Below are 12,526 nucleotides of genomic sequence, written 5' to 3' on the forward strand. Positions count from 1 at the left end.
GACTACTGCTCCTCCGTGGCGAGAAAGACGTTCTTGGTCTCCGTGAACGCACCGAGCGCGTCGGGCCCGAGCTCGCGGCCCAGCCCCGACTGCTTGAAGCCGCCGAACGGCGTCGCGTAGCGCACCGACGAGTGCGAGTTGACCGACAGGTTGCCGGCCTCCACCCCCCGCGACACCCGGAACGCGCGGCCGACGTCCCGCGTCCAGATCGACCCGGACAGCCCGTACTCCGAGTCGTTGGCGATGCGGACGGCGTCGTCCTCGTCGTCGAAGGGCACCACCGCCACGACCGGGCCGAACACCTCCTCGCGCAGCACCGGGTCGTCCGGCCGGGACGGCGTCACCACCGTCGGCGGGAACCAGAACCCGGGGCCGGACGGCGCGCTCCCCCGGTACGCCACCGCCGCGTCGGACGGCACGTACGAGGCCACCTTCTCCCGGTGCTCGGCGGAGATGAGCGGCCCCATCTCGGTCGACGGGTCGGCCGGATCGCCCACCCGCAGCCCGGTCACCGCCGGCTCCATCAACTCGAGGAACCGGTCGAACACCGACCGCTCGACCAGGATCCGCGACCGCGAGCAGCAGTCCTGCCCCGCGTTGTCGAAGACGCCGTACGGCGCCGTGGCCGCCGCCTTCTCCAGGTCGGCGTCGGCGAACACGATGTTGGCGCTCTTGCCACCGAGCTCCAGCGTCACCCGCTTGACCTGCGCGGCGCAGCCGGCCATCACCTGCTTGCCCACCGCCGTCGAGCCGGTGAAGGTCACCTTGCGCACCAGGGGGTTGTCGACGAACCGCTGCCCCACCACCGAGCCCTTGCCCGGCAGCACCTGGAACACGTCCTCCGGCAGCCCGGCCTCGCGCGCCAGCTCGCCCAGCCGCATCGCGGTCAGTGGGGTCATCTCGGCCGGCTTGAGCACCACGCAGTTGCCCGCGGCCAGCGCCGGCGCGAAGCCCCACGCCGCGATCGGCATCGGGAAGTTCCACGGCGCGATCACGCCCACGACACCGAGCGGCTCCTGGAACGTGACGTCCACCCCGCCGGCCACCGGGATCTGCCGGCCGAACAGCCGCTCCGGCGCCGCGGCGTAGTACTCGAGCACGTCGCGGACGTGCCCGGCCTCCCACCGCGCCGCGCCGATCGGGTGCCCGCTGTTGCGCACCTCCAGCGACGCGAGGTGCTCGACGTCGGCGTCGACCGCGGCGGCGAAGCGGCGCAGCAGCCGCGCCCGGTCCGCCGGCGCCACCTTCCGCCAGGACGCGTGGGCAACAGCGGCCCGCTCGATCGCGAGATCGGCGTCGGCCGCCGACGTCAGCGCCACCTCCTGCAGCAGCTGCTCGTCGGCCGGGTTGACCAGCTGGATGGTTGTCACGTCGTCCTCTCGTGTCGCGGAACGTCAGGCCGGGGCGGTGGCGTCGACCAGGGCCTGGAACAGCCGGCAGTCGTCACCGTCCACCTCGGGGTGCCACTGCACGCCGACGGCGAACCGTGGCCCGCGCAGCTCGACGGCCTCCAGTGTCCCGTCGTGCGCCCGCCCGACCGCCACCAGCTCCGGCGCCAGCACGTCCACCGCCTGGTGGTGGTAGCAGTGCACCTCGGTCTCGCCGCCGAAGACGCCCCCGAGCAGGCTGCCCTCGTCGAGCCGCACCCGCGTCGTCCCGAACGTCGCCGGCGCCGGCTGGTGCCCCTCGTGGCCGACGACGTCGGGCAGGTGCTGCACCAGCGTGCCGCCCAGCGCGACGTTCAGCACCTGCATGCCGCGGCACACCCCGAGCACGGGGACGTCGGCGGCGAGCGCCGCCCGCAGCAGCGTCTCCTCGGCCGTGTCCCGGACGGCGGACGTGCCGCCCGTCCGCGGGTGCGGCTCGGCGCCGTAGCGCGCGGGGTCGACGTCGCCGCCGCCGCTGAGCACCAGGCCGTCGAGCACGCCGAGGACGTCGGGATCGACCTCGTCCACCGGCGGCAGGAGCAGCGGCGAGCCACCGACCCGGGCGACGACGTCGACGTAGGAGCGCGGCAGCACCGCGGCCTCGTGGTCCCAGACCCCGTGGCGGGCGTTCTGGAGGTACGTCGTCACCCCGATCCGCGGACGCCGGTCAGAGGCGTTCGAAGCCACGCACCCGCTCCCAGTCCGTCACCGCGGCGTCGAAGGCGGTCACCTCGGTGCGGGCGGCGTGCACGTAGTGGTCCACGACCTCTTCGCCGAACGCCTTGCGGGCCACCTCGCTGCCCTCGAGCAGCGCCGCCGCGTCGCGCAGGGTCGACGGCACCCGTGGCTTGTCCGAGGCGTAGGCGTTGCCGGTGACCGGCTCCTCCAGCGGCAGCTCGTTCTCCACACCGTGCAGCCCGGCCGCGATCAGCGCCGCGACGGCGAGGTAGGGGTTGACGTCGCCGCCGGGCAGGCGGTTCTCGAACCGCAGCGACTCGCCGTGCCCGACGACGCGCAGGGCGCAGGTGCGGTTGTCCACGCCCCAGGCCACGGCGGTGGGCGCGAAGCTGCCCTCGGCGAACCGCTTGTAGGAGTTCACGTTCGGAGCCAGCAGCGCCGTCAGCTCGCTCAGGCAGGCCAGCTGGCCGGCCAGGAAGTGCTCCATCAGCGGCGAGAAGCCGTGCTCCCCGTCCCCGGCCATCGCGGAGCGGCCGTCCCGGCCCCGCAGACTCAGGTGGATGTGGCAGGAGTTGCCCTCGCGCTCGTCGAACTTCGCCATGAAGCTCAGGCTCATGCCGTGCTGCGCCGCGATCTCCTTGGCGCCGGTCTTGTAGACGACGTGGTTGTCGCAGGTGGTCAGTGCGTCGCTGTACCGGAAGGCGATCTCGTGCTGGCCGAGGTTGCACTCGCCCTTGATCGACTCCATGTACAGCCCCGCCCCGGTCATCCCGCGGGCGATGTCGCGCAGCAGCCCGTCGATCCGGCCGGTGCCGATCAGCGAGTAGTCGACGTTGTACTGGTTGGCCGGCTCGAGGTCGCGGTAGCCGCGGCGCCAGGCCTCCTCGAAGCTGGTGGCGAAGGCGAAGAACTCGAGCTCGGTGCCCACGTGCGCGGTGAGGCCGTGCTCGGCCAGCCGGTCCAGCTGCCGCCGCAGCACCTGCCGCGGGGACGGCGCGACCGGGCGGCCGTCCAGCCACTCGATGTCGCACAGCACCATCGCGGTCCCCGGGTGCCACGGCACCGGCCGCAGCGTCGAGGTGTCGGGGCGCAGCGCGAAGTCGCCGTAGCCGGACTCCCAGGAGGTCATGGCGTAGCCGGGGATCGTGTTCATCTCGACGTCGACGGCGAGCAGGTAGTTGCACGCCTCGGCACCGTGCGGCAGCACCTCCTCCATGAAGTACCGGGCACCGCAGCGCTTGCCCTGCAGCCGGCCCTGCATGTCGGTCATGGCCACGAGCACGGTGTCGACGTCGCCGCGCTCGACGAGCCTGCGCAGCTCGTCCACTGACAGCGGTGCCGCGGGTCGCTCCACGTCGCCTCCTCGGGCGGTGCCGCCGTCCCCGGGGACGGCCGCAGCCTGCAACGGGCCAGTCGTGGCCCAATAGGAGTGCATGGAACAGGCCGGCGGGTGCGACGTCAACGCCGGTCGCGCCGACCCTTGACACCGCACCGGCCGCCCACCACGCTTCCGGCCACGCATCCGCTCCAAAGGTCCACCTCGAGCCCCATTGCCCGGCCGCCGGCCGGGCCCACAGCCGGGAGAGCCCATGGCCGATCGCCGACATGTCCACGGTGCCGACTACGAGCAGATGGGCGCGGACTACCTGCAGCAGCGCCAGCTCAAGAAGGGCGCCGCCGGCTGGGTGCTGCTCGCCGGTCTCGGCGTCGCCTACGTCATCTCCGGTGACTTCGCCGGCTGGAACTTCGGCCTCGCCGAGGGCGGCTGGGGCGGCCTGCTCATCGCCACGGTGCTGATGGCGATCATGTACACCGCGATGGTCTTCGGCCTGGCCGAGCTCGCCTCGGCGCTGCCGGTCGCCGGCGCCGGCTACGGGTTCGCCCGCCGGGCGATGGGCCCGCTGGCCGGCTTCGCCACCGGGACGGCGATCCTCATCGAGTACGTCATCGCCCCGGCCGCGATCGTGGTGTTCATCGGCGGGTACGTCGAGGCGCTCGGCCTCTTCGGGCTGACCAGCGGCTGGCCGGTCTACCTGGTCTGCTACGCGATCTTCGTCGGCATCCACCTGTACGGCGTCGGCGAGGCGTTGCGGCTGATGTTCGCCATCACCGCCATCGCCGTCGTCGCGCTGGCCGTGTTCGTCATCGGGATGATCCCGCAGTTCGACGCCGCCAACCTCTTCGACATCGAGCCGACCGCCGCCGCGGGTGCGAGCGACTTCCTCCCGTTCGGCTTCGCCGGCGTGCTGGCCGCCTTCGTCTACGGCATCTGGTTCTTCCTGGCCGTCGAAGGCGTGCCGCTCGCCGCGGAGGAGTCGCGCGACCCGCAGCGGGACATGCCCCGCGGGATCATCGCCGCGATGATGGTGCTGCTGGTCTTCGCGGCGCTCATCCTGGTCACCGCACCCGGTGGGGCCGGCGCCGCCGCGATCGCGGACTCGGACAACCCGTTGCCGCTGGCGCTGCGCGAGGCCTACGGCGGCAACACCTGGATGGCGGACTTCGTCAACTACGCGGGGCTGGCCGGGCTGGTGGCGAGCTTCTTCTCGATCGTCTTCGCCTACTCGCGGCAGATGTTCGCGCTCTCGCGAGCGGGCTACCTGCCGCGCTGGCTGTCGCGCACCGGTTCGCGCCGGACGCCGTACCTGGCGCTGATCGTGCCGGGCACCATCGGTTTCCTGCTCGCCGCCATCACCCAGGACGGCGCACTGCTCATCAACATCGCGGTGTTCGGCGCGACGGTCTCCTACGTGCTCATGACGCTGTCGCACATCGTGCTGCGGAAGCGCGAGCCCGACCTGCACCGGCCGTACCGGACGCCGGGCGGCGTGTTCACCACCGGCACCGCCCTAGTGCTCGCCTCGGCCGCCGTGGTGTCCACCTTCTTCGTCGACGAACTCGCCGCCGGGATCACCGCGGCCATCTTCGTCGCCGCGCTGGCCTACTTCTGGTTCTACAGCCGGCACCGCCTGGTCGCCAACGCCCCGGAGGAGGAGTTCGAGGCGATCAGCCGGGCGGAGGCCGAGCTCGCCGGCGACTGACGTGCGGACCGTGGCAGTGGCCGGCCGGGACGAGCTCCCACCGGGCGGGCCGACGACCCCGCCGCGGACGGGTGGTGACGAGCCGCCCGTCCGCGGCGCCGACGAGGTGCTGTTCCGCCCGATCCGCGGCGGCAACGCCTTCGAGGAGACCGTCGAGCGGCTGCTGTCCACCCTGCGGCTCGGCGTCGTCGCCCCCGGCGGGCGGCTGCCCCCCGGGCGCCAGCTCGCCGCCCGCCTCGGGGTGAGCCGGGCGACGCTGCGCGAGGCGCTGGCCACCCTGCAGACCGCCGGATATCTGGAGTCCCGGCGCGGCCGCTACGGCGGCACGTTCGTCGTCGCCGTCCCGCCGCACGGCTCCGGGCTCGCCCCCGGCGCTCGCTCCGCGGCGGAGATCGACGACGTCCTCGCCTTCCGGCAGGTGCTCGAATCGGGCGCTGCCGAGGCCGCCGCGGCCCGGTCGCTGACCCGCGCCGATCGCGAGCACCTCTCCACCCGGCTGGCCGAGTGCACCGGCACCGGCCTGGCGGAGTACCGGCGCCTGGACTCCCGGCTGCACCTGGCCATCGCGGAGGTGGCCGGCTCACCGTCCCTGACGACGGCGGTCGTCGACGTCCGGTCCCGCGTCAACGAGCTGCTGGACGAGATCCCGCTGCTGGCGCCGAACATCGAGCACTCCGACCGCCAGCACGCGGCGATCGTCGCCGCGATCCTGGCCGGCGACCTGGACGCCGCCCGGAGGACCATGGCCGAGCATCTGGCCGGCACCGCGGCGCTGCTGCGCGGCTTCCTCACCTGACCGCGGCGGCCGCCCTGCACGGGACCTCCGAGGTGGCCGGGGTCAGGGCACCGAGCGGCCGGGACGGACGCGTCGGCGTAGCCTCGTGTGACCGGCGTCACGGGGGTGTGATGACTTTTCTCGACCGGCTCGGGTCCGCCCGCAGGGCCGCCTCCGAGGCCACGAGCCTCGCCACGGGCGTGGCCGCGCTGGCCGCCGTCCCGGTGCTGGCCGGCGCCGGCCTGCTGGGTGCGTCGGCGAGCATCCCGAGGAAGGTCGCCCGCACCGGCGTGGACCTCGCCGGCGGGTCGGTCGAGCTGACCAGGCGCGCCGTCGTCCACGGCGCCCGGTCGGTCGGCACGCTGGTCACCGGCGGCGACCCGCTCCCCGGCGGACACCTGCACGACCTGGTCGACACCGTGAAGGGCATGCTGGAGCCGCCGCAGCTGCGCTCCACCCGCCGGGTCTGGGCCGACCGCGACCGCCTCCAGATCGAGCTGGAGGCCCCCGCCGACGAGGAGCCCGCCGAGGCCCGCTCCGCCCTGCGCCGCCACCTGGAGCGGCTCGAGGGCGTCGAGTGGGCGACGGTCAACGACGTCGTCGGCCGGGTCCTGATCGCGGTCGACGACCGGCGGATCACCCCCGACGAGGTCATCGGCGTCGTCACCGAGATCGAGCAGGCCCGCGGCGGCACCCACGTCTTCCCGCAGCGCCCCGACCACCCGGCCGACCTCGAGCCGCTGCTCGCGGCCGCCGTCTCCGCCGCGATCGACACCGCCGCGGTCGGGGTGGCCACCGCCGCGAAGTACCTGCCGATCCCCGCGCTCACCCGGCACGCCACCCTCGTCATGGCGGTGCTGGACAGCCAGCGGTGGCTCAAGCGGGCCCTCTCCGACCGCATCGGCCCGGTCGGTACCGACCTCGTCTTCGAGGGCGCCAGCGCGCTGCTGCACTCCCTCACCCAGAGCCCGACCGTGCCCGCGATCAACGCCGCCGCCGCGGTCCAGCGGGCCCTGGAGGTGCGCGCCCGCCGGCAGGTCTGGTGCCGCCGCGAGCGGGAGCTGTGCCTGCCCGAGCCGGACGACGACGCCGCCGAGCCCCTTCCTCCGCTCGGCCCCCGCCCCGCTCCCCTGCCCCGCGGCCCCGTAGAGGTCTACCTCGACCGGCTCGGCCCCACCGAGTTCGCGGCGGCCCTCGCGCTGCTGCCGCTCACCCGCCGCCCCGGCCGCTCCGCTGACCTGTTCAAGGCGCTCGGCCACAAGGCCGCCACGCAGGGCCGCGAGTCCTTCGCCGCCTCCCTCGGCCTGCTGCTCGCCCGCCGGGGCGTGCTGCCGATGGACGGCTCCGCCTACCGCCGGCTCGACCGCATCGACACCGTCGTCGTCGACGGCGGCGCGCTGTGCACCGGCCGGCCGGAGGTGGTCGAGGCCACCGGCGAGGCCTGGAGCGACGCCGACGTCTGGACCACCGCCACCCGCCTGCTCGGCGGCGGCAGCACCGACGACGGCGGGAAGGTCCGGCTCGGCCCGCCGCGCACCTCGGCCGAGGCCCCCGGCGGGGAGGTCCGCTCGCTGCTGCAGGGCCGCCGCCGGGTCGGCACGGTCGTCGTGGCCCCGGGGCTCGATCCGCACGCCGAGGCCCTGCTGACCGCCGCCGTCGAGGCGGGCTGCCGGCTGGTGCTCACCCCGCACGTGAGCGCCGGGGAGATCGCCGGGGCGGCCCACGAGACGCCGCCCGCGGACGAGCACCTGGTCGACACCGTCCGGCGGCTGCAGTCCGACGGCCACGGCGTGCTGGTGGTCTCCGCCACCGACGGCCCCGCGCTGCTGGCCGCCGACGTCGCCGTCGCCCCCGTCGCCGACGGCCGCGCGCCCGCCTGGGGCGCCGACCTCATCACGCCCCCCGGCCTGGCCGACGCCTGCCGCGTCGTCGCCGCGACCGCCGACGCGAAGGCGGTGAGCCGGCGGGCGGTGCGCACCGCTCTGACCGGCAACGCCCTCGGTGGGCTGCTGGCCGCCGTCGGCAACCCCCGCGTCGGCCAGCGCCGGGCCACCACGCCCGGCAAGTGGGCGACGGTGAGCACGATGACGGCGGGCACCTGGACCGCCGTCCGGGTCAGCCGCCGCCCGGTGCCGGCACCGACCGTGCACACGCCGTGGCACGCCCTCGATCCCGACGAGGTGCTGCGCCGGCTGGCCGACGTCGCGCCGGAGCCCGAGCCGCGCTCCACCCGGGAGATGCCGACGGCCCTCCGCATCCCGGCCCGGTTCGGGAAGACGGTCGCCGCCGAGCTCGCCGATCCGCTCACCCCCGTGCTGGCCACCGGGGCGGCGGCCACCGCGCTGCTCGGGGAGTTCACCGACGCGGTGCTGGTCGGCGGGGTCACCGTGATCAACGCGCTGGTCAGCGGGCTCCAGCGGCTCCGCGCGGAGACGGCGCTGGAGGCGCTGCTGCTCGAGCAGGACCGCACGGCGCGCCGCGAGACCGACGCCGGCGAACCGGAGGAGGTGCCGGCGAGCGAGCTGCGGGTCGGCGACGTCGTCGTCGTCCGGCCCGGCGACCTCGTCTCCGCCGACGCCCGGCTGCTCGAGGCCGCGGACCTGGAGGTCGACGAGTCCGGGCTCACCGGTGAGTCGCTGTCGGTCGCCAAGTCGGTCGAGGCGACGCCCGGAGCCGTGGTTGCCGACCGCACCTGCATGCTCTTCGACGGCACCACGGTGGTCGCCGGCACCGGGCGGGCCGTCGTCGTCGCCGTCGGGCAGGCCACCCAGGCGGGGCGGGCGACCCGCGCCGCCGGGGGCGCCGCTCCCCCGGCCGGCGTCCAGGCCCGGCTGGCCGAGCTGACCAGCGCCGTCCTGCCGCTCACCCTCGCCGGCGGCGGGGTCGTCGCCCTGCTCGGGGTGCTGTGGCGCCGCCCGCTGCGCGAGTCGGTCGCCGCCGGGATCGCGATCGCGGTCGCGGCGGTGCCCGAGGGGCTGCCGCTGGTCGCCACGGTCGCCCAGCAGGCGGCGGCCCGGCGGCTGTCCCGGCGCGGCGCCGTGGTCCGCAGCGCACGGGTGCTCGAGGCGCTCGGCCGGGTCGACACCGTCTGCTTCGACAAGACCGGCACGCTGACCGAGAACCGGCTGAGGGTCGCCCGGCTGCTGCCGCTGGACGGCGGGAGCGAGGACGACCTGCTCCGGCTGGCCGCCGCCGGCATGGGCAACGGCGACCGCGAGGCCCACGAGACCGACCGCGCCGTCCTGGACGCCGCCGGGGACGCCTGGGGCGGGCCGCCCGACGCGAGCCTGCCCTTCGCCGCCGGCCGAGGCTTCTCCACTGCCGTCCGCGACGGCCGGCTGATGGTCAAGGGCGCCCCGGAGACCGTGCTGCGCCGCTGCGCCGACGCCCCCGACCTGCGCGACCGCGTGCAGGAGCTCGCCTGCGACGGGCTGCGGGTGCTCGCCGTCGCCGACCGGGCGGTCGACGGCCTCCCCGACGACCTCGACGAGGCGGCGCGCGAGCTGACCCTGCGCGGGCTGGTGGGGCTGGCCGACACGCTGCGGGAGTCGTCGGTCCGCGCCGTCGAGCAGCTGCGGGCAGCCGGTGTCCGGGTGGTCATCGCGACCGGCGACCACCCCGAGACCGCCGGCGCCATCGCCGCGCAGGCCGGGGTCCCCGGCGCCGACCGGGTGATCACCGGCAACCGGCTGGCCCGCGCCTCCGAGGCCGAGCGCGCCCGCCTCGTCGCAGAGCACGCCGTCTTCGCCCGGCTCACCCCGGAGCAGAAGGTGACGCTGGTGACCGCGCTGCGCCGCGCCGGGGCGACGCTGGCGATGACCGGCGACGGGGTGAACGACGCCGCCGCGATCCGGCTGGCCGACGTCGGCGTCGGGGTGGAGGGCGCCGAGTCGCCGGCCGCCCGCACCGCCGCGGACCTGGTGCTCACCGACTCCGACCTCACCCGGCTGGTCGACGCCATCGCCGAGGGCCGGGCCATGTGGTCGCGGGTCCGGGACGCGGTGTCGATCCTCGTCGGCGGCAACGCCGGCGAGGTGACGTTCACCGTGCTCGGCACCGCCGTCGGCGGCCGCGCCCCGCTGGGCACCCGGCAGCTGCTGCTGGTCAACCTGCTCACCGACATGTTCCCGGCACTGGCCGTCGCGGTCGCCGCCCCCCGGTCGACCAACGGCACCGGGGAGGACGACGGCCCGCTCGCCGGGCACCCCTTCGCGGCGGTGCTCCTCGCCGGGCCGCACCGCGGGTTCACCCAGGCGGTCCGCCGCATGGTACTTGTCCGGGGTGCGGCGACCGCGACCGGCGCCACCGCCGCCTGGGTCGCCGGCCGAGCCACCCCGGTCTTCCCCGGCCGGGCCAGCACGATGGGCCTGGCCGCGCTGATCGCCACCCAACTGGCGCAGACGGCGTGGTCGGGCCGGCGCAGCCCGCTCGTGCTGGCCACGGTCGCGGGCTCCCTCGTCGTCCTGGTGGCCACCGTGCAGATCCCCGGACTGAGCCAGTTCTTCGGCTGCACGCCGCTGGACCCGCTCTCGTGGGCGGTCGTGCTCGGCTGCGCCGTCGCCGGCGCGGCCGGCGCCGAGGTGGTCCCGGCCCTGGTCGCCCGCCGGCGGTCGCCGAGCACGAAGGCGCCCGAACCCGCCGCGTCGTAGAGCCCCGGCAGGGCTGCTGCTCCCGGACAGTCTGTCTCTGCCCATCGGTGGTGGGCAGAGACAGACTGTCCCGGATGACCTCACCGCCGGCCTGCTGGAGCGCGGCTGCCGGCCGGATCGTCGAGCGGCGTGATCCCTCGGTCGCCGCCGACCGGGACTACGACCCGACCGCGGCCTCCGCGGCCGGGGTCAGCTCGGCCACCAGCTCCCCCACCGGCCGGGGCCGGCCGTAGAGGTAGCCCTGCGCCAGCGGGCAGCCCAGCTCCCGCAGCGTCCGAGCCTGCTCGGGCGTCTCCACCCCCTCGGCGATGAGCACGAGGTCCAGCGCGTCGGCCAGCGCCATGACGCTGCGCAGCAACCGCGCCCGCCGGCTCGACGTCGTGATCGTCGAGACGAACGAGTTGTCCAGCTTCAGGTAGTCGGTGGGCAGCGTGTCGAGCCGCGACAGGGCGGAGTAGCCGGTGCCGAAGTCGTCGATCGCCACCCGCAGCCCGTGCGCGCGCAGCGTGTGCAGCGCCCGCACCGACCGGGTCGTCTCCGCCTCGACCAGGCTCTCGGTCACCTCGACCACGGTCCGCCCGGCCGGCCAGCCGGTGCCCGCCAGCGCGGCCAGCACCCGGTCGGGGAAGCCGGGGTCGTCCAGCTCCAGCCCCGACACGTTGACCGTCAGGACGAGGTCGCGGCCCAGCGCGTCCGACAGCGTCCGGGCGTCCCGGCACGCCGCCACCCACACGAAGGCCCCGAGCGCACCGATCAGCCCCTCCTGCTCGGCGACCGGCACGAAGTCCATCGGCGGCACCATCCCGCGCTCCGGGTGGGTCCAGCGCACCAGCGCCTCCACGCCGGCGATCTCGCCGTCCGCCGGGGTGACGATCGGCTGCAGGTGCACCGACAGCCCGCCCGCCTGCCCGTCGGCGAGCGCGGTGGCGAGGTCGCGGGCCATCGGGCTCTGTCCTCCGGCGTCGAGTTCGCTGCGCCCGCGGCCGAGCGTCTTCACCCGGTACAGCGCGGCATCGGCCCGCCGCATCAGGTCCGACGGGGAGTCGCCCAGCTCGATCTGGGCGACGCCGACCGACGTGCCGATCCCCGGCAGCGCCGCCCGCAGCGCGTCGGCGCAGCGCAGCGCCCGGTCGCCGTCGTGCCCGGGCAGCAGCAGCGAGAACTCATCCCCGCCGTGCCGGGCGAGGACCGCGCCCCGCGGGAGCGCCTGCCGCCACGTGTCCGCGACCGCGCGCAGCAGCTCGTCGCCGGCGGCGTGGCCCCGTGAGTCGTTGACCGCCTTGAAGTGGTCGAGGTCGAACAGGGCTGCCGCCAGCGGCTCGCCGGTGCGCATCGCCGTCCGCACCGCGGCGTCCAGCAGCTCGTCGAAGCCGCGCCGGTTGACCAGGCCGGTGAGCGCGTCCTCGCCGGCGCTGGCCGCCCGCCGGGCCAGGACGCCGATGGCCCCCGCCGAGCCGACGACGAGCACGCCCAGGACGAGCGCCGGGCCGACGGCCACGTCACCCCGGAGCACGACCACGACCGCACCGATGGCCAGCAGCTCGACCAGGAAGCCGAGGCCCCACAGCAGCGGGAAGAACAGGAACGCGTCCATCGAGGCGAACGCCATCAGGGCGAGCACCGCCACCGCGCCGTCCACCGTGGGTGAGCAGTAGCCGAAGACGCCGATGCCGACGGCGCCGACGATCATCAGCACCTGGAAGAAGACCCGCGGGATGCGGTGGCCCCAGCGCATCACCGCCAGACCGAGCACGGTCGTGGCCGGCCCGAGCGCGCTGATCGCGGGGTGGATGCCGGCCAGGCCGCCGGGAGAGCCCAGGACGAGCGCGATCGCGGCCAGGCCGCCCATGGCCGTGAGCAGGCCGCCGGTCCGGGCGACGACCCGCGGGGTGGCCACCTCCGGAGCCATCCGACTGATCCGCATGGAACGGGGTGTCGGTCGTCCACCAGCGGAAC

7 protein-coding genes are annotated in these 12,526 nt (G+C 75.4%); 3 read left to right on the plus strand and 4 right to left on the minus strand.

Going from position 1 to position 12,526, the window contains the following annotated elements; translation table 11 throughout:
- Positions 1 to 2 precede the first annotated feature (2 nt).
- From ABDB74_RS13970 to ABDB74_RS13980, 3 genes are read right to left on the minus strand one after another with little or no spacing between them, the layout of a single operon-like run.
- Positions 3 to 1,370: an aldehyde dehydrogenase family protein gene (locus tag ABDB74_RS13970; protein WP_346619273.1), complete on the minus strand. Its 1,368-nt coding sequence runs from the start codon at positions 1,368 to 1,370 to the stop codon at positions 3 to 5.
- Between the two features lie 24 nt (positions 1,371 to 1,394).
- Positions 1,395 to 2,075, minus strand: coding sequence for a gamma-glutamyl-gamma-aminobutyrate hydrolase family protein (locus ABDB74_RS13975; RefSeq protein WP_346619275.1), 681 nt, complete (start codon positions 2,073 to 2,075; stop codon positions 1,395 to 1,397).
- A gap of 19 nt (positions 2,076 to 2,094) precedes the next feature.
- Positions 2,095 to 3,459: a glutamine synthetase family protein gene (locus ABDB74_RS13980; protein WP_346619276.1), complete on the minus strand. Its 1,365-nt coding sequence runs from the start codon at positions 3,457 to 3,459 to the stop codon at positions 2,095 to 2,097.
- 235 nt (positions 3,460 to 3,694) lie between these two features.
- Here ABDB74_RS13980 and eat point away from each other — a divergent pair, with 235 nt between their 5' ends.
- From eat to ABDB74_RS13995, 3 genes are all read left to right on the plus strand, one after another.
- Complete coding sequence (gene eat, locus ABDB74_RS13985) at positions 3,695 to 5,146, plus strand: ethanolamine permease (protein WP_346619277.1); 1,452 nt, start codon at positions 3,695 to 3,697, stop codon at positions 5,144 to 5,146.
- 10 nt (positions 5,147 to 5,156) lie between these two features.
- Positions 5,157 to 5,942, plus strand: coding sequence for an FCD domain-containing protein (locus tag ABDB74_RS13990; RefSeq protein WP_346619278.1), 786 nt, complete (start codon positions 5,157 to 5,159; stop codon positions 5,940 to 5,942).
- A 110-nt stretch (positions 5,943 to 6,052) separates the two neighbouring features.
- Complete coding sequence (locus tag ABDB74_RS13995) at positions 6,053 to 10,570, plus strand: HAD-IC family P-type ATPase (RefSeq protein ID WP_346619280.1); 4,518 nt, start codon at positions 6,053 to 6,055, stop codon at positions 10,568 to 10,570.
- A gap of 157 nt (positions 10,571 to 10,727) precedes the next feature.
- On the opposite strand, the gene ABDB74_RS14000 is transcribed toward ABDB74_RS13995, so the two are convergent.
- Positions 10,728 to 12,494, minus strand: coding sequence for a bifunctional diguanylate cyclase/phosphodiesterase (locus tag ABDB74_RS14000; protein ID WP_346619281.1), 1,767 nt, complete (start codon positions 12,492 to 12,494; stop codon positions 10,728 to 10,730).
- Positions 12,495 to 12,526: the final 32 nt, after the last annotated feature.

This window comes from Blastococcus sp. HT6-4 (assembly GCF_039679125.1).
GTDB lineage: Bacteria > Actinomycetota > Actinomycetes > Mycobacteriales > Geodermatophilaceae > Blastococcus > Blastococcus montanus.

What these genes read in the sequence shown, in the direction of transcription:
- eat (WP_346619277.1), top strand. Translation starts at nt 3,695, where the DNA reads ATGGCCGATCGCCGACATGTCCACGGTGCCGACTACGAGCAGATGGGC.
- ABDB74_RS13995 (WP_346619280.1), top strand. Translation starts at nt 6,053, where the DNA reads ATGACTTTTCTCGACCGGCTCGGGTCCGCCCGCAGGGCCGCCTCCGAG.
- ABDB74_RS14000 (WP_346619281.1), bottom strand. Translation starts at nt 12,494, where the DNA reads ATGCGGATCAGTCGGATGGCTCCGGAGGTGGCCACCCCGCGGGTCGTC.